Genomic DNA, 17,784 nt, shown 5'->3' on the forward strand with positions numbered 1-17,784 from the left:
TGAAGCCTGCCCCTACAAGGCACATCAGTATGGCAGTTCGGTGTCGGGCCTCTGCTGTATGAAGTGGCCCTGGCGGACTCCGAAGTTCTCCTGTAGCTGCACGGTGAGACCGCCGTCGACGACAAGCGCGTGTCCGGTGATGAAACTCGCCTCGTCAGAGCACAGGAATACGATCGCGTTGGCGATGTCCTCGGGGCGTCCGACGCGCCCGACCGGGTACTGGTCGACGAAGAAGTCCAGGCCGGACGGCGTATCCTCCCACCTCTGTTCGAGTCGCTCGGTAACAATATGCCCTGGGCAGACGGCGTTCACCCTTATCCCGTCCGGCCCAAGCTCGGTCGAAAGCTGCCGGGTGATGCCTATGACCGCGTGCTTGCCTGTCTCGTAGATCAGGGCTCCAGGGGCGCCGAGCAGACCGTGCACTGATGAGATGTTCACGATGCTGCCGTGTCCGTTCTGGCGCATGTAGGGTACGGCGTGCTTGGCCGTCAGGAAATGGGCCTTCACCAAGATGCCCATGCCTGCGTCGAAGTCGGACTCGGCTATGTCCTCGAGTGGGCTTTCTCCACCCCACAGACCTGCGGAGAACGCGTTGTTGACGAGAATGTCGATTCTGCCGAACTCGGCTTGGGCCCGTTCGACCATCGCCTCAATCTCGTCCGCGCGGCTCACGTCCGCCCGCATGACGACAGCGTTTCCGCCCGCCTCCGCAATGGCTTCGGCGTTGGACTGAGCGGCGTCCATGTCGACGTCGGCTATCAGGACGCTGGCGCCCTCTTCAGCCAGCCGGCGTGACGTCGCACCGCCTATGCCCAGCGCTCCGCCTGTTACGATCGCAGCCTGTCCCGCAAGTCTGCTCATGCTGCCCTCCTTCATTCGAGTCGTGGAGAACTCCAGATGCTAGTCCTTGCCATTCTAAACTGACTGAGAGAAGATCGTCCTGAGTCCGCGGTCTCAGAGGATGTGTCAGATTCCTACGAGCCTGAATTGCCCCCTCTCCCTTGAGGGTTTACAGGGGTAGGTAGACTGACAATTCGTTCGTCCTGAGCTTGTCGAAGGACACCCCTATCCCCTGGATTCCGGCCTCCATACCTACCCTTGTCAGCTCCCTTGAGGGAGAGGGTTAGAACCTGCCCCGGACTTGATCCAGGGGTGAGGGTGAATCTATGCCTACCAAAATGGCACGGGACCCAGCCTCAACCTAGGAGCACCAGCCCCCACACTACCGGGACCGTAAGCAGGGAGATGAACACCGCCGCCGAGCCCAGGTCCTTGGCTCTGGCAGACAGGTCGTGAAACTCCGTACCGACCCGATCCACCACTGCCTCTATTGCAGAGTTGAGCAGTTCGACGATAAGCACGATCAGCAGCGAGGCGATCATCAACGCCCGCTCGATTCCGTTGTCGCCCAGCCAGACGGCGACCGGAACGAGAATAAGCGCGAGAATAAGCTCCTGCCGGAAAGCAGCCTCACCCCGTATCGCGCTGCGCAGGCCTGCCAGCGAGTACCGTGTGGCCCGGACGATCCTGCTGAGGTCCAGCGTGCTTCCCGGCATCAGGGATTAGGCTGGATTGAGAGATCAACAGGTCGGTCTTCGAGGATGGCCAGCGGAGTATCGACCACCATTGCCAGCGCGCAGTCCATCCCGACGATTGACGCGGCGGCCTCGATTCCGACTCCGACCTTAGGCGCCCTGAGGCCCGTGGGCGAGTGCGTATCTGACGCCATCACGTGGGCAAGGCCCATTTCGAGCAGTTCGTGGGTGAACCGTTTGACCTCGTCGCCCCACGTGCCTACGACGCTTCCCGAGGTTATCTGGCTGAGCATTCCACGTTCGACGAAGCTCGCAAGTAGATCGACGTCCTGCTGGAACGCCTCGATACGCTCCGGGTGTGCAAGTACAGGCGTCAGGCCCATGCCCTGGACCTCCGACAGCGTCTTCTCGATGGATTCGGGTCTGCCGAAGAACGGCATCTCTATCAGGATGTACCGGCTGCCGTTCATCGGGAGCGCGCGACCGGCCTCTATCTCGGATGGAAGCGCCTCGTCGAGGTGGTTCTCCATACCAAGCACGAGGGAGATGTCGACACAGTGCTCGGTGTTCTGCGCGTTCATGTCCGCGATCAGTCGGCGGATGTACGCGACCGACGACTCCTCGGTCACGTCCTTCCGGTGCGGCGTTGCGAGAATGACCTTCGTGCCGGTCCCCGCTGCGACCCTCGACATTTCGAGCGTCTCTTCAGGAGTCCTCGCTCCGTCGTCCACGCCCGGGAGGATGTGCGCGTGGAGGTCGTACATTACAGAGCCCCATCCATCATTCCGGCGAAAGCCGGAATACATGAGATGGCCCAATGCTCAGCAACGCACAGGGCGCTGTCGTGGGTTCGTGGCATTAGCTGCGAATGTGGATCCTGCGGAAGGCCTCTGCGTAGGGCATGTCGGCTCGCTGACCTATCCTCCGAGCGTTCGCTCTGACGAATTCGCCCACGTCTGTGCCGTCATCTGAGGACACCTGGGAGGCGTGCTTCTTGAGGGACTCTATCTTGAGGTCAATCGTGTCCGTAATGTCTACGAAGGTGTCAGGCTCCTCAGTGCCCCAGAACAGGACGTCGCCGACCTTGTGCGTTTCGAGGCCATCCTCGGTGATGTGCTCCGGGTAGTGCAGCCTGTCCCGGGCGAACGGGAAGACCGCATCCATGGTGACCTGGCCGCACAGCCTGTGGTCGCGGTGAAGGTAGAAGCTGCGCCGGTGCGGGTCGGTGGCGAAGACTACGTCGGGCCTGAGCCGGCGTATCGCGTGGACCAGGTGACCCCTGAACTCAGACGTGTCCTCCAGTCCGCCGTCCGGATATCTCAGGTACACGACCTCCTTGATGCCCAGCACCTCGGCGGCCTCGGCCTGCTCACGCTCGCGTATCTCGGCCAGGCGTACGGAGGTCAGGTCAGGGTCGCTCGTACCCTTGTCCCCGTTGGTGCAGAGGACGTAGTACACCTCGGTCCCTTCCGCAATCCACCCGGCCACGGTTCCTCCGCAGCCAATCTCCGCATCGTCAGGATGAGGAGTTATTACCAGCGCTCGTTCGGGTCTGTCCATAGTCGTAGAAGGGCCTCCTGCTCGGGAATCGGGGTTCGACAACTCAGTTTACAGGTATAGCTTCAGGGCTGTCAGCACGAACCGTCCCCGGCTGGGAGCGCGGGTGTCTCACCCGCATCCGCTAAATGATAATCCCCTGACCTTCGGGGGCCGGCAAGGGAAACTCGTAGGGGCGGTTCGCGAACCGCCCCTACCCAACTAACAACCCCTTCACTCCCAGCACACCTATTACCCGTAGGGGCAGGTTTGAAACCTGCCCCTACACGCAACACCTACCCACCAGTCAGCGTCTACCCACGAACTGGCAACCAACATAATCTGAGAAATCCCTTAATCTGACAGATCAGAGTTCAGACAATCGTGCCCCTCTGTTACAATCGGCTTGGCTTCCAATCTAGGTCTTAGCATAAGCGGTGAACATGGACGGAATTACTCTTAGAAAATTCGAGTGGGGCGACCTTGAGTCGGTCACGCGGCTTTTCACCAGCATCAGCGGGGCCGGAGGCACTGAGAAGGAGGTTGGCCCTGATTTCGTGCGGCAGACGCTTGCTCACCCGTCCGTACATCCAGAGACCAACCTGACTCTCGCTCTGTCTGGCTCAGAACTGGTCGGCTACTACCAACTCTTCCCTGAGGTCCCCATCAGCCGCGCGGTTGTCGCAGGCGGTGTCCTCGAGGAGTTCAGAGGACGGGGCATTGGCAAACGACTGCTGAGCACCGCAATCGAGCAGGTAGAGGCCCTGAACGTATCGGTGCTGCACATCCAGACGGCAGCCGACGCAGCCGACGCGCGTCACATTCTGGAGTCCGAGGGATTCGAGCAGGCCAAGGACTACTGGCAGATGCGCTGGAGCGGCGGCGACCTTCCTGAGTTGAATCTCCGGTCCAACTTCCGGCTCAAGCCCTTCGCACTTGGCGAGGACGAGGCAATGTTGACCGAACTCCAGAACGCAGCGTTCGGTCAGCACTGGGGATTCTGTCCAAACACCGTGGAAGAGGTCGCTGCGAGGGTCAGGATCTCCAACACCGATCCAGGTGGAATCATCTTCGTGATGGACGGTGACAGGCCAGCCGGTTACAACTGGACACTCAGGAATGAAAACGAGCACGGCAAGGTCGGGTTTGTCTCTATGACAGGCGTACATCCCGACTACCGGGGCAACGGCCTGGGTACCGTGGTGGTGGTCACCGGAATGGAGTATCTCAAGCAGCAGGGCGTGGACGCAGTCGAGCTTGAGGTTGACTCCGAAAATACCCCGGCCAGGGAGCTGTACCTGAAGCTTGGGTATCGCCAGGTCCACCACTCCGTCTGGTTCGAGCGTCGATTCCAGGAGCAAAGCTGACTAATGAGCTTCCACTTCGTCCAGATGGCCGATCCTCAGTTCGGCATGTTCGCTTCAATAAGCGAGTACACCGACGAGGACATCAGGGAACGGCACGCAAGAGGGCTGCTCGTTCGTAAAGCGCCAGAACGGATAACGGGATTTGCGGATGAGACGCGGCTGTACACCGCTGCCATCGAGGCGACGAACAGTCTCAACCCCGCCTTCGCTGTCGTCTGCGGAGACCTCGTCCACGACGCCGCCAACCAGGCCCAGGTGGAGGAACTCGCAAGAGTCACAGCGTTGCTGGACGATAACATCGCCATGTATCTCGTCCCGGGCAACCACGACGTAGGCGAGGCGCCTACGGCCGACTCACTCTCCCTCTACCGATACCGATTCGGGCCCGACAACTACTCCTTCGACCAGGGAGACTGTCACTTCATCGTAATCAACAGCTCGGTGGCGTTCGATCCGGTGAACGTGCCCGGCGAGTGGGACAACATAGTCCAGTTCATGATCGACGACCTCAGCGCCGCCAAGGCGCGAGGCGTTCAGCACCTCGTTCTGTTCACACATCATCCACTGTTCCAGGAACACGCAGGTGAAGAGGACAGCATGTGGACGGTGCCGAGCGAGCGTCGCGACGTAATCGTCAGAATACTAAGGGACTACGACGCGGCGGCGGTGTTCGCCGGTCACCTGCACAAGAACGTCTACGCCGACGATGCTGGTCTGATGATGGTCACGACGGGAGCGGTAGGGTATCCTCTCGGCCCCGACCCTTCAGGCATCAGGGTCGTCCACATGCGAGAGGACTCAATACGGCACCGATACTTCGGGATGGACTCGGTACCAGGCTCACTGCCCAATCTGGGAAGCTCGGACTGACGACGGTCGCTTAGCTGCGGTCCTGACCAGTGGTCACGGGGTCGCGGTCTCTCCCTTTACCACAGTGATCGTCTCCCGCAGTCCTTCCGGGATTACGATGCCGCCTGAGAAGATGATCTTCATTGCCTGCTCGACGCTTATGCCGGCGTCGATGACTTCGTCCTCTGGAATAACCGCGAGCATACCGGAGGTCGGATTCGGCACCGTCGCAATGTAGATGACTAGCATCGTCCGCTCGTCATGCGGCAGCACACACTGGCCTGTGACCAGGCCCAGCGCTCTCACTCCTGGCCTCGGCCACTCCAGGAACACGACGCGACTGAAGGCGTTCTCCCTTGGAGTAGACAGCGCATGGGTAGTCTGGTTAGCCACGTCGTAGATCGACTTGACTATCGGGATCCGGCCCAGGAAGGCGTTGGTCGCCATTGCGACCCTGTTCTGTCCCTTTTCGCCGGTAACCAGCATCCCCAGGAAATAGAAAACCGCGAGAACAGAACCCGTGACCGCAGCCCAGACAAGGAGCGTTGCGCCCGGAATGTCTTCGAGGAAGGGCCTGCTGATAACGAAGCCGACGAACGGGCTGATCACGCTGCCTGCAAAGCCCACGAGGTAGCGAAGTATAAGAATGGTTATGAACAGAGGGATGAGGAGCAGGAATCCGCGGGCAATGCTCTGCCACACATGTCGCCTGATTCGAAACGGGAGAGCTTCGCGTTTGCGAGTGTGGAGGGCATCCTGATTCGTGTGGCTAGTTCCGTTGCCGTTCATCAGCGTGCGTCCTCAATGACCTAAAGTTTTACGCTCCTCCTACATTCATATTAACCGAGGTCTAATTCGAAGGGTGTACCAAAAGACTGGTCAACATTTAAGGAATAAATGGAAGTCAGCCGGTCGTACCGGTCTGACGATGGGCGAGTCGCAAGAATCTAAATGGATATGGAGCAGCCTGAAGTGGCGCGGGAGCCCGTCGAGATTACCGTATCCCCACTGTCATATAGTCACCGCAATGGCGGGGTGACACGACCTCAGTCGCCGGCTAGTTCTGCCCAGGAGATGCGGTCGATGTGGGTGGAGTAGTAGTCGAGCATCTGGTCGGCGACGCTGTCCCAGCCCATACTGAGAGCCTTCTGGCGGGCCGCCTGACCCATGGCATGCCTGAGCTCTGGGTTTGCGAGAAGAACGTCTAGTCTCTGGGCGAACGACTCGGGGCACCTCCACGGTACGAGGTAGCCGTTCTCGCCGCTGTTCACGAAAGTCTTCATGCCGCCCACGCGGGATACAACCACGGGTGTGCCGCAGGCCATCGCCTCAAGTGGGGCCAGACCGAAGCTCTCGGAGTGAGACGGCAGGACGAAAACGTCCGCTGCGCTATAGTACGTTGGGAGCGCGCTCTGCGGCACCGATCCGGTGAACGTGACGGTATCATCGATTCCAAGTTCTGCTGTCATCGACTTCAGTCTGTCCAGCTCCGCGTCGTTGCCCGGGTTGCCGCCTACGACCAGCACTCTGAGGTTCTGACCGTACTCCAGCATCGGGACCGCGCGAAGCAGAATGTCGATGCCCTTCAGCGGCTCGATCCTGCCGACGTAGAGAATGACGCGCTCTTCTTTGATGCCCAGCTCGGCGCGGGCAGCGTCCTGGTCGACGGGCTGGAACATGTCCAGGTTGACTCCAGCCGGGATGACCTGGATGTTGCGAGGTGGCGCATCGTAGTGCCTGATGACATCCTGGCCCTCCTCGTCGGTGGAGACGACGATGCCGTCGGCGACGGACATGACGTGGCCCTCGATGTCCTGCCGGAGCTGCGGCTCCCGCTCGCCGGGTCTTGCGCGCATCTTGGTCTTCGCCAGCGTGTGGAACGTCGCTATGTGTGGAACGCCCCACTCCCGGCTCAGCGTCGCGCCAACCATGCCGGACAGCCAGTAGTGGCTGTGGATCAGGTCGTAGGGTCGGGTTTGAAACCCCCCCTGACCTTCTTCCTCCTGAAAGCGGTACAGGCCGTTGACGAAGCTGGGGATGTAGGAGAAAAGATCGTTCTTGGAAGCGTCGAGGGGGCCGGCATCAAGGTGAACAACCCTGGCGCCCTCTTCAATCTCGACAATTTTCGGGTCGGTGGGATCGTGGTACCGGGTGAAGACATCGACCCGGTTCCCTCTTCTAGCGTACTCCCTAGCTAGCTGCAGGACATAGACGTTCATGCCGCCAGTGTCCTTTTCGCCCAGCCTTGCTACGGGACAGCCATGGTAGCTCAACAGCGCCAGGCTTCTACACATATACACCTCTACCGCGTAATCGTCAGACCGAATACAAGCTCATCCTGGCCTCCCAGGTTGTACTTGTATCTCTCATTGCCTTTTAGGAAGTTGAACGTCTTACGACCCTCTTCTATCGCCAACTGGAGACTGAGTGCCTTGTTTATCAGGCCAACGCTTAGTCTCGAGTAGCTTGGATCGTAGCCGCTATTGTATAGCAGATAGTCGCCGCCGTAGTCGAAGCAGATGCAGGCGGCTACGTTCTCACCGTCCACCTCGAGGAAGTTCAACCTGAACTGGTCCCGGCTGAGAGACTCCCTTGCGATGTCGAGGAAGAACGTCTCCCTTTCTGGTGTGAGGAACTCGTTCTTGTCGTCCCGGCTCGCGCGCAGCAACCTGAAGAAGTCCTGCATGGAGCCGTTGAGCACCTCGCCATCGTCAGCCACGTACTGCCGGTGGGTATTCTCTCTATCCAGTCGACGTATCTTTCGCCTGAGCTCGTGCCGGTCTTTCTTCCTGAGTCCCAGCAGGAACTCGTCCCATGTAGATGGAAGTTCCGCTGTAGGTGTCGTCTCCTCCTCCTCGATAGCAACGCTCATGTTGGCGTCTTTAGCGAGGCTCGGAAGGTACTCCAGCGTCGGCGATCCGCTGGGGAGTGATGGTAGGTCCAGTGTCGTCCAGCCAGCATCGGAAAGGTGTTCCCACAGAGCGGGGAAGAACCTGTCGACCCTGTCCTGCGGGACAACGAAGTCGAAGTAGTCTGAAAGGTCCTTGTCGCCGAGGAACGTGAGAGTATCCCCGTCGGACATTAGCGGGGCGATGCCAAGCAGGTCGTCACCGTCGTATACGGACAGGATGTATGGACGGGTTTCAGACCCGCCAAAGTTGTCCCACCACGTCTTCTGCCACCACGGTGTCACGAACACCGTATCGGTTACGCAGTCTGGGAGGATGTCCTCCCAGCGACTCCATATCGAATCGAAAGTCTCTTCTCTGACCTCTGTGGTCACTGTCTTATCGCTCCTATACGGGCGGGTTACAACCTCGCCCCTACCCAACTACTCCACCAGAAGCGCCTGCTCGACCGCAGACAGGTCGGGCGGGAACTCTTCCATCCACTCAGGTTCAATTTCGTTCGCGAGGTCAGGGTCCTTCAACCCTGAGCCTGTAATGATGCACACGACCTTCTTGCCTTCGAGATCAAGTCCAGCATTGGAATGCTTGAGCAATCCGGCGACACCCGCGGCAGACGCCGGCTCGCAGAAGACGCCTTCGCCGCTGGCCATCAGCTTGTAGGCGTCAAGAATGTCCTGGTCCGAGACCATGTCGATAGTGCCGCCTGACTCGTCGCGTGCCCGGATCGCGTTGTTCCAGCTTGCCGGGTTGCCTATCCTGATCGCCGACGCGATCGTCTCCGGCTCTGGTACCACGTCCCCCCTGACTATGGGTGCAGCGCCCTGGGCCTGGAAGCCCATCATTTTCGGACGGACGGCAGTCCACTCGTTGATGTACGCCTCCTGGAAGCCGAGCCAGTAGGCGGTGATGTTGCCTGCGTTGCCAACGGGGATGAAAACATGGTCAGGGGCAGTGCCAAGGTCTTCGACTATTTCGAACGATGCTGTCTTCTGACCCTGGATGCGATTGGGGTTGACTGAATTGACGAGGGTGATGGGGTTTCTCTCGGTGAGTTCGCGGACGAGTTCGAGCGCATGGTCGAAGCTGCCGCGAATCAGCATAATGCGGGCGCCGTAGGCAATCGCCTGCGCCATCTTCCCCCTGGATATGTTGCCCTTGGGCACTATTATGGTCGTTTGCAGTCCGAGGTATGCTCCATAGGCGGCTGCCGACGCGCTGGTGTTGCCAGTTGAAGCACACGCTATGCTGCGCCCCCCAGCCTCCATCGCCTTGGCGATCGCCACGACCATTCCACGGTCCTTGAACGATCCGGTCGGGTTGCAGCCCTCAAGTTTGAAGTAGAGCTCGTCGCATCCGACCATCGGACCGATTGTGCGCGACTTCACCAGGGGAGTGTCTCCCTCTCCGAGGGAGAACATGGGCGTGTCGTCGGATACCGGGAGGTGGTCCTTGTACTTTTCGAGTACGCCTTTGTTCATTATCTCCCTGATGCCGGGGCTGACTCTCAGACTTCATCTTCCCGGCCTGTGTGACACAAAATCGTCAGCGCAAAACGCCGCTGAATTGCCGGGAGTTGTGTCTTGATACAGTGGCGGACAGGGTGGGATTCGAACCCACGAGAGCCCTATAAGACCCTACGCCCTTAGCAGGGGCGCGCCTTCAGCGAAGATTCTAAGTGCCCTCGCCTGAGTATCACATACTGAGTCAAAGCTGTTGATACTCTAACGCAGGGGGCTATTGGGGGGCAAGTTGGGGAGGCGAATGTAACCGTCCCACAGGGGGCGGTCAAGTTGGCCTGTCTAGGCGGTTACCACCTGCCGGACCGTTCAGCGTGCGGGTGGTCAGGCAGCCGATACGACAGGCCAGCGTCGTCGTAGGCCGACGCCTCCAGGAGCGTCGAGAAACCAGTGGGGGCCTCTTTCCTAAATCGTGCTCGCAATTTCTGAATGCGCTGATCCAGCCGGTACCAGAACAGTGGAAAGGGCAATCTGCTCGGAGGAAAGTTCAGCTGGTTGGCGAGGTCGTTTCCTATGAGGCCCCGGGAGACGGGGTAAATGACGCCATTCACCAGTTTATTCCGTTCCTCAGCATCTGTGATGCCCGCGACCAGGGGGGCGGAGTTGATCAGCGCGTTCGTCATGATGATCGCGTCCGGCGTTGGAGGGGGCTCACAGAGGGAGCCGATCCGGTATATGTGCAGGGCGTGGCTCTCATCTGTGAAGAGGATAGTCTCAGGGATGCCCATGAGATGACCCGCGTAGCGCCAGACAGCGTGGAAACCGGCGCGTTCCTCCGGGCTGTAATGAGCCCCCAGCGCCTCCGAGTGTTTGACCGTACGCGCAGCGAAGCAGGCAACCGCATAGCCCATGTGCGCGGCGCTGAGCGGCACGCCCCAGGCATCGTGCTCCCACTCTTCAGTCTGTGCCAGAAGCCTCCGAACCTGGGCATGCACGAACCGGATGCGGACAGACAGCTTCCAGCCGTCGCCGTGCCTTTCCAACCCACCGGGCCAAAATATCTCCATCTGATGCCGGTTGTTCTGCTTGAGCCGCCAGACGCCGTCGTCGAATATTCGCCCTGTCTCCACGAACGACTTGCTTATCAGCGTAGCGAAGCCGTCTATAAGCACGCCGGTGACGAAAGCTGATAGTACGGCGACTGAGTTTCTCTGGAAGGCGCGGACGCCCGGCGCGAAGGCGCTGTGATCAAGCCACTCCGGGTAAGAAGTCGCGCAGCAACTGCGGGGCATTCCGCATTCCCTCGCGGTCCTCATCCATCCCGGCGAGAAGGAACTGGGCGACTTCGCTCTGAGGCAGCGACGCCAGCTCTTCCACCACCGCGTCCATGATCGGATCGCCAATTCGGGTATGGGCGATGTAGTTGTCCGCGACCTCTCTGTCGACCAAGCGGGCCTTCTCGTAGCCCAATTTGTATTCAGATGGGACTTGCATAGGACACGCGTATCTTTCAATGCTTCTTTTACATAAACTGGTCTATACCGTTGTCTGATTCATTGTCAAGGGCGGGGTTGGCGCATTGTTAGAAAAGATGGGGTCCGATCGGCTCATATCTTGACCTGCACCGTCTCAGGGCCCGTACACAGTCGATCGACTCCGACGAAGCAGATTCTCAGAGAGGCGGCGCCAGAACAGGGCGGTGAGGAGGACCACTGCCGCCGCACCTGCCAGGAGCAGGCTGTACAGTCTGAGCCCGCTGAGGATGTCCACCGCGACTCCTTCTGCGATCTCGCCTACTTTGGCGTCGATCAGGTGCATCGTCCCGCTGAAGATGCCCCCCATCTGAAGCCCCACCTCGGCACGTGCCTGTTCGGCGGCGGCGTCTGCCACCAGCTGCTGAATGGGCCATGTGAGGATGTAGATCAGCCCTGCCGAAATGAGCACGGTCGAGGATGCCCAGATAACGCGGCTGCGCCAGGATGATCCCCCAAGAAGACTAGTGAAGACCAGCAGCACCGGCGTCAACAGGTATGCCAGCCACTCATAACTGCTAACCGTGTCCAATCGCGCCCGTACACCGTCCAGTGCGGCGCCAACACGATTGATGGAGGGACGACTCGATGAAGGCCGATACTTATGAGAGTAACCGTCCCTGAAGAACACCCGAACTCTATCCAGCGCGTGTAACGCATCATCCCTTGCAGACAGGTCGGTTCTCAGGTCCTGGTCGCTGTAGGTCCAGCCCTCGTCCATGACAGATCTGATGTAGTCCAGGCGTTCCAGCGTCTGCGGTCCGCCGGACCGTTCCAACGCTGCCCGAAGGCGCTCCTCGTCGAACCGGACGGTGTCCGGGATGGACGCGAGCACGACAGTATGGACCGAGTCGGCAATGCTGTCCTCGGCATGACCCAGGATCTGGTCCACCGAAACTCCAGAGGGAATGCAGCCCGGCAGCGCGTGTTCGAGTCTTCGCCGGGCGACGGTCGACTCCGCCCTGGTTCCGCAGAACGGCAGCGTGGAAAGCATCCCATGCACGTTTCCGACGACCAGGTCTTCAAGCGCCGTTGCAGCTTCCCTCTTGTTGAGACTCAGGTCTATCTCAGTCGAGAACCCGTCCGAACGTCCGACTACGTACGGCCCCACGCTGTCGATCAGGTACTCAGCCTCTCGCTGTACCCATGACGGTGGGGCGGCCTGCCGCAGCGCGCCCATCACTTCGTCAGTAGAAACACTCACGCCATATGGAAGCTCTACCCCTGCTCCAACCACGCTGGTCAGCACAGGCTCGATTACGCCCGGATAAACGAGCTCGTATGCGTCGACCTCCAGGAGAATGGACTTCGTCTCCTCGACAGCGTTTTCGATCTGCGAGTCGGTCAGGCTGATCCTGATCTCGAAGCTGTCCGTCTCTCCCACCAAATATGCGGTGAACTCTTCCAGGGCGAGCTCGACCTGGTCGGCAAGCCACTCGGCGGTCAGGGTGCTCATCACTACCTGGACCATCCTGTCTTCCGCGTCTCCGGAGCTTTCGAACAGGTACAACACCCAGACGGACATGTTCTCGTTCGCGCTCAGCATCTCGCCCGCAGCCTCCCGAACTCGCGGCTCCAGCTCATGCTCGATTAACAGCGCGTACGCTCCCGACTCGCTCATGAGTTCGTGCAACTCCCCCGTCACACCCCTGACGTGGTCAGTGTCTGCGCTCACGGCCACGCTGTCCCGGTTTCCGGTGACGTACGCACCCACCTGGAGCATGGCAGATGACCCTAGCCTCTCGATGTATTCGACAGATAGGCCGCGATGCACGGCTTCGGCCAATTGCCGTGTGGTCAGACCGGATGCGGCAATAGGATTTTCGCGAAATATGCCTCCGAACTGTCCTGCATCGACTCGCCGTGCCTCGTCGATTGCCGTCGCGAGCGCATCTACCGTTGTGAACCGATAGACGTGATTCTTCTTCACTAGGTCGGGATAGAATTCAGGATCCAGGAGGGTGGTATTCAACCTGATAAGCGCGAGGGACACCAACAGCGACAACAGGAATACGACACCCAATAACACGGCTATTCCGCGTCGAATGTAAGTTGCAGTGGGTGTATGGGGTGTGTTTCCGGTGTTTTCCACAACTCAAGCTCTTGATATAGTATCTCAGTATTTGCACCATATTATCAGCAACACGAGCCTGTATCGCCTGTGGGGGGTTGAGTTTTCACCCTCACCCCAACCCTCTCCCTGAGGGAGAGGGGGCACGTTGATCAGAGTTCAAGTTCGAGGTTTAGCTGTTGACGACTTCACACGTAAATCACAACGTCAGGTACGAGCCGGATGAAAGCCCTCCTCGCCTGGTAACCGTTGGCGCCGGTTTTCAGGCGGCCATGCTGATAGTGGCGCCGGTGGTGCTGACCGTGGTCATAGTGGCCCGTATCGCGGACCAGCCAGAATCTTACATTGCCTGGGGAGCCTTCGCCGCGCTCCTGGTCAGCGGGATCACCACTATCCTACAAGCCGTGAGGGTGGGGCGTATCGGGTCCGGACACGTCCTTATCATGGGGACGTCGGGCGCTTTCATCTCGGTATGCGTCGTGGCCCTGGTGAAAGGCGGGCCGGCCATGATGGCGACGCTCATAGTCATATCGTCGCTGTTCCAGTTCATGCTGGCTGCTCGCCTCTCCCTGCTGCGACGGATCTTCACGCCGGTCGTCACCGGCACCGTGATCATGCTGATCGCCGCGACGGTCATGCCGATAGTGTTCGACACATTAAAGGACGTCCCTGAAGGGGCGCCGCCGGAGGCTGCGATCCTGGCTGCCGCGGCAACCCTCGTAGTAGTCGCGGGACTGGTTCTGCGGGGTCCTCCTGTCGTGAGGTTGTGGTCTCCGATAATCGGGATCATAGTCGGGTGTGCAGTGGCGGCGCCATTCGGACTGTACGATGTGCAACAGGTGATCGACGCCCCCTGGTTTGGGATCCAGGCTGCCGAGTGGCCAGGGTTCCACGTGGTCCCTGATGAGACGCTTCTCGCGCTCATTCCCGCGTTCGTCGTGGTAACCCTTGTCGGCGCGATAGAGACCATCGGCGACGGCGTAGCAATCCAGCGTGTATCCCAGCGCACTCCGCGGGCGACCGACTTCCGCGTGGTACAGGGCGCGCTCAACGCTGATGGTGTGGGGAACCTGCTATCAGGTCTTTTGGGAACGCTGCCCAACACGACCTACTCGTCCAGCATATCGCTTGCCGAGATCACCGGGGTCGCAGCAAGGCGAGTGGGCGTGGTCATAGGCGTTATATTCATCTTAGTGGCGTTCTTCCCCAAGTTCACAGCCCTGCTGATAGCCATACCGACGCCAGTTGCGGCTGCTTACATCACCGTCTTCATAGGTGTGCTTTTCGTGCAGGGGATGAAGATCGTCATACAGGACGGCGTGGACCACCGAAAGGCGGCAATAGTTGGGCTGTCGTTCTGGATCGGCACGGGCTTCCAGAACGGGTGGATATTCGCCGACCAACTGGGGGACGGGTTCCTCGGAGCGCTGCTCAGCAACGGTATGACTTCGGGGGCGATCGTCGCAATTGTGATGATGGTGTTCATCGAGGTGACGGGGCCGAGGCGGAGGCGGCTGGAGACCTCGCTGGACATGGACACTCTGCCCAAGCTGTCGGACTTCCTTCGCGGGTTCGCGACCGGATCGGGATGGAATCCAGACTCCGCCGAGCGGCTGGTACTGGTCGGAGAGGAGACGCTGACGAGCCTGTCATCGGATGAGAACGGCGTTGGAGACGGGAGAGCGCGCCGGCTCGTCGTAAACGCGCGCAGCAGAGTAGGAGGGGCGGAGCTGGAGTTCATATCCGCATACGAAGGCGAGAACCTGCAGGACCAGCTTGCATACATGGGAGAGACGCCTGAGATAACGGACGATCGGGAGATTTCATTCCGGCTCTTACGCCACTTCGCGTCCTCAGTGCATCATCAGAAGTACCACGGTGTGGACATAGTCACTGTGAATGTCGATGCCCAGATGGACTAGGGTACCTATTGGGTCCGATATAGTATGGAGTGAAAATCGCGGTCAGCCCGCCGTCGGTGGACGTCACGTAGAGTTCTCCCCCAGCAATGACAGGACTCGCGGTCGCGGGACCGCCTATGTCTACCTGCCACAGTTTCGCGCCTGTCCGGGCGTCGATGGTGTAGAGTATGCCGCCGGAGTCGGCCAGGTAGACGAAGTCGGCCCATGCTGACGGTGAGCGTTCGAGGCTCGACTCCGCGCGAAATTCCCAGATCGGACGACCCGTTGCCAGGTCCAGGGCATACATAACTCCCGAAGCACCAGACACATACACTGTTCCCGACGCCACAGCAGGCTCGCCTACTAGATTGTCCCCTACCGGCTGATAGCTCCACTCGAACCCCCGCTGGTTGGGAACGTCATCCAGTATCCCCCAGGCGAAGAGCTGGAGACCCACCCGTGTCACGAGTTTCTCGAAGGGTTTATCGTCCTTTCGCCAGTCTATCGCCGTCAGCCTTCCCAGCCCGTCGATCGCCAGCACATAAGAGCCGGTCAAGGCCGGAGAACCGCTGCCCGTCGTCAACTGAAAGTCCAGACGAGGTCTGCCCGTAGTCCTGTCCAGCACGTACAGGTACTTGTCCTCTGACGTGACGGCGACCACGTCCTCATTCGCCGCGGGACTTGAGGTTACCCGACCTCCGGTCCTGTAAACCCAGCGCTCTTCTCCCGTCATGGCATCGAGCGCGTAGATACCGAAGTCGTCAGAGCCGACGTAAAGCTCGCCCCGGTCCACGGCGGGGGACCCGTGTATTGGCCCTCTGGTGCGGTACTCCCACCTCACGTCTCCCGTGTCGACATCCAGGGCGAGCACTCGTGCATCCCGGAGCCCGAGGAATACCATGCCTCCTGCTACGGCTACTGACCAGTCGACCGGCCCGGTTGCCTCATGCTCCCACACGGTCTCCCCTGTCCTGGCTTCAAGTGCTACCACCCTGTGGTCGCCAGTGCCTATGTACACGCGCCCATCTACCAATGCAGGCGAAGACCTGATGGGCTCACGAGCCCTGAACTGCCACATCACCTCGCCGTAGGGCACAGAGCCGCCATGGACGTCGGCGCCAGTGTGGGCAGGGTCGCGCCGGAACATCGCCCATTCCCTCTCACCGGGCAAGGCACTGATTGTGGACGTGGGCGGCTCCAGCGATGCGAAAGGATCAAAGTTTACGTAGCCGATCCAGCCAACGATAGCGAAAGCGGCGAGTCCTATTAGCACGTATCGCAGCATCTGGCGACGCCTTAACGCGGTGCCACGCCGCCTCGCACTCTTCTCCGCTTCCTGCAGACTGACCGACTCAGTGCCAGCTAATGACAAGCGGCATTCGGCACACCACACCGATCCGACAGCGTTGAAGTGTCCACACACGGGACAGACGAGTACCTGGTCCAAGTTGGTGTTCAAGTGAATGCGCCCCGGTGACTATGTGAAGTCACGGCTGGTCCGAGGATTCGCCGATCTCCTGCATACGCGCCTGAGCTGCTTCTTTCAGCGGCGACCTGCCCGGCACCGTCATGAGCGTCTCGTAGAGGTGCCTGGCCTCCTGCATAGCGCCTTTCTCCAGGTGGGAGTCTGCGACTTCGGAAATCTTAGTGGGCGTCATATGCCACTCGATGCTCTCGACGGCCCGGCGGGCGTTGAACACCTCGCGCTCGCTCAGGAGAGTGCCGGTCGTTCCGTTCGCCATGAGGTAACCTGTGTCATCGACGTTTCTCAGGGACAGCGCATACCCCAGTTGATGGGACAGTACGCGAGGCAGCGGCTCATCCATGCCTCCCTCGACCGGTATGAGCGACGCGGTGTCCTTGAAGAAGATCACATCAAGTCCCCCGATCGTCGCACCGTTTGGCTGAAACTCGTGGATGCAGTACAGGTGGAACATGTTGTGCGCCATGGACTGTCGAGGCCTGATCAGAGGGTAGAGTTGAAGTGGTACCCCGCGTTGGAATCCGCCTATTACGTACTGGTTGGCGGCAGGCTCCTGAACAACCGACTCCAGGTAGAAGTTGATACTCGCCTGCTGCCATATCAGGTTCACCTTGGCGAGTATCCTGTCCACGTCCTCGGCAGTCAGCTGGCAGTTAAGAGGTTCCTGTTGTTTGGACTCAAGCAGGTGGAACCGGACCGGCAACAGACGATACTCGTCGTACAGGAATGCGTCCAGCGCTAGCTGCTGCGCGCGTTCCTCTTCTTCGTTCTGGACCCACACGAGCACGCCGCCGACAGTGACCAACGCGATCAACAGTGACAGTGCGACGAACGCTGTCCTCCTGCTGTGCCTACTGTCAGTGTCCAACGACTGCACCCATCCCCGTGTTACCTGCGCAGGGCAGGCCCTCCAACCTCAGCGCCATCATATCCCCTGTGGGCCGGAAGGGACAGCATCGGGGATCGCTCAATGCTGTCCCAGATTAGTAGGTGGACAAAAGGGCAACAATCCTTCCGACAAGCTCAGGACGAACGGATGCGGGCGAGACGCCCGCGCTCCAAGCGTGTACCCACCAAATTGACTCAGACTCGCTCGTTCCAGTCTTGGTTGAAGTCCAACTCGACGTGTAATACCATCCGCTAC

The 17,784-nt window shown here is 59.8% G+C and carries 16 protein-coding genes; 3 read left to right on the forward strand and 13 right to left on the reverse strand.

Going from position 1 to position 17,784, the window contains the following annotated elements; genetic code table 11:
* Nucleotides 1-24 precede the first annotated feature (24 nt).
* The 4 genes from J4G14_05295 to J4G14_05310 form a co-directional block, all read right to left on the reverse strand.
* Entirely contained in the window at nt 25-861 is an 837-nt protein-coding gene (locus tag J4G14_05295) for an SDR family oxidoreductase (GenBank protein MCE2457212.1), read from the reverse strand.
* Between the two features lie 335 nt (nt 862-1,196).
* Nucleotides 1,197-1,556 carry a diacylglycerol kinase gene (locus tag J4G14_05300; GenBank protein ID MCE2457213.1) on the reverse strand — a complete coding sequence of 120 codons (360 nt, stop codon included), beginning with the start codon at nt 1,554-1,556 and terminating at the stop codon, nt 1,197-1,199.
* The gene (locus J4G14_05305; GenBank protein MCE2457214.1) at nt 1,556-2,299 is read right to left on the reverse strand and encodes a hypothetical protein; all 744 of its coding nucleotides are present in this window, start codon (nt 2,297-2,299) and stop codon (nt 1,556-1,558) included. The genes J4G14_05300 and J4G14_05305 overlap by 1 nt, the downstream gene beginning before the upstream one ends.
* Nucleotides 2,300-2,393: 94 nt before the next feature.
* On the reverse strand, nt 2,394-3,095 hold the full coding sequence (locus J4G14_05310) for a PIG-L family deacetylase (protein ID MCE2457215.1): 702 nt from the start codon (nt 3,093-3,095) through the stop codon (nt 2,394-2,396).
* A 419-nt stretch (nt 3,096-3,514) separates the two neighbouring features.
* Between J4G14_05310 and J4G14_05315 the strand changes: the two genes are divergently transcribed.
* On the forward strand, nt 3,515-4,438 hold the full coding sequence (locus J4G14_05315; protein ID MCE2457216.1) for a GNAT family N-acetyltransferase: 924 nt from the start codon (nt 3,515-3,517) through the stop codon (nt 4,436-4,438).
* A 3-nt stretch (nt 4,439-4,441) separates the two neighbouring features.
* Nucleotides 4,442-5,308 carry a metallophosphoesterase gene (locus J4G14_05320; protein MCE2457217.1) on the forward strand — a complete coding sequence of 289 codons (867 nt, stop codon included), beginning with the start codon at nt 4,442-4,444 and terminating at the stop codon, nt 5,306-5,308.
* 33 nt (nt 5,309-5,341) lie between these two features.
* Here the strand turns inward: J4G14_05320 and J4G14_05325 are convergent, their stop codons facing one another.
* The 7 genes from J4G14_05325 to J4G14_05355 form a co-directional block, all read right to left on the reverse strand.
* Complete coding sequence (locus tag J4G14_05325; GenBank protein MCE2457218.1) at nt 5,342-6,076, reverse strand: DUF502 domain-containing protein; 735 nt, start codon at nt 6,074-6,076, stop codon at nt 5,342-5,344.
* A gap of 257 nt (nt 6,077-6,333) precedes the next feature.
* Nucleotides 6,334-7,581, reverse strand: coding sequence for a glycosyltransferase (locus tag J4G14_05330; GenBank protein ID MCE2457219.1), 1,248 nt, complete (start codon nt 7,579-7,581; stop codon nt 6,334-6,336).
* Between the two features lie 8 nt (nt 7,582-7,589).
* Nucleotides 7,590-8,570 carry a GNAT family N-acetyltransferase gene (locus tag J4G14_05335; protein MCE2457220.1) on the reverse strand — a complete coding sequence of 327 codons (981 nt, stop codon included), beginning with the start codon at nt 8,568-8,570 and terminating at the stop codon, nt 7,590-7,592.
* A 48-nt stretch (nt 8,571-8,618) separates the two neighbouring features.
* Nucleotides 8,619-9,674 (reverse strand): threonine synthase, encoded by a 1,056-nt coding sequence (locus J4G14_05340; protein MCE2457221.1) that lies wholly within the window; start codon nt 9,672-9,674, stop codon nt 8,619-8,621.
* Between the two features lie 329 nt (nt 9,675-10,003).
* Nucleotides 10,004-10,945, reverse strand: a complete 942-nt coding sequence (locus J4G14_05345) for a DUF2236 domain-containing protein (protein ID MCE2457222.1) — start codon at nt 10,943-10,945, stop codon at nt 10,004-10,006.
* Nucleotides 10,902-11,102, reverse strand: coding sequence for a hypothetical protein (locus J4G14_05350; protein ID MCE2457223.1), 201 nt, complete (start codon nt 11,100-11,102; stop codon nt 10,902-10,904). The genes J4G14_05345 and J4G14_05350 overlap by 44 nt, the downstream gene beginning before the upstream one ends.
* A gap of 180 nt (nt 11,103-11,282) precedes the next feature.
* Nucleotides 11,283-13,277 (reverse strand): hypothetical protein, encoded by a 1,995-nt coding sequence (locus J4G14_05355; GenBank protein ID MCE2457224.1) that lies wholly within the window; start codon nt 13,275-13,277, stop codon nt 11,283-11,285.
* A 158-nt stretch (nt 13,278-13,435) separates the two neighbouring features.
* On the opposite strand from J4G14_05355, the gene J4G14_05360 reads away from it, so the two are divergent.
* Nucleotides 13,436-15,178 (forward strand): hypothetical protein, encoded by a 1,743-nt coding sequence (locus J4G14_05360; GenBank protein ID MCE2457225.1) that lies wholly within the window; start codon nt 13,436-13,438, stop codon nt 15,176-15,178.
* Here the strand turns inward: J4G14_05360 and J4G14_05365 are convergent.
* Together J4G14_05365 and J4G14_05370 are read right to left on the reverse strand one after the other, a co-directional pair.
* Nucleotides 15,147-16,442, reverse strand: a complete 1,296-nt coding sequence (locus tag J4G14_05365) for a PQQ-binding-like beta-propeller repeat protein (protein ID MCE2457226.1) — start codon at nt 16,440-16,442, stop codon at nt 15,147-15,149. The genes J4G14_05360 and J4G14_05365 overlap by 32 nt on opposite strands.
* A gap of 202 nt (nt 16,443-16,644) precedes the next feature.
* Complete coding sequence (locus J4G14_05370) at nt 16,645-17,508, reverse strand: hypothetical protein (GenBank protein MCE2457227.1); 864 nt, start codon at nt 17,506-17,508, stop codon at nt 16,645-16,647.
* Nucleotides 17,509-17,784: the final 276 nt, after the last annotated feature.

It is taken from the genome of Dehalococcoidia bacterium (assembly GCA_021295915.1).
Classification (GTDB): Bacteria; Chloroflexota; Dehalococcoidia; order Lucifugimonadales; family UBA1123; genus VXRN01.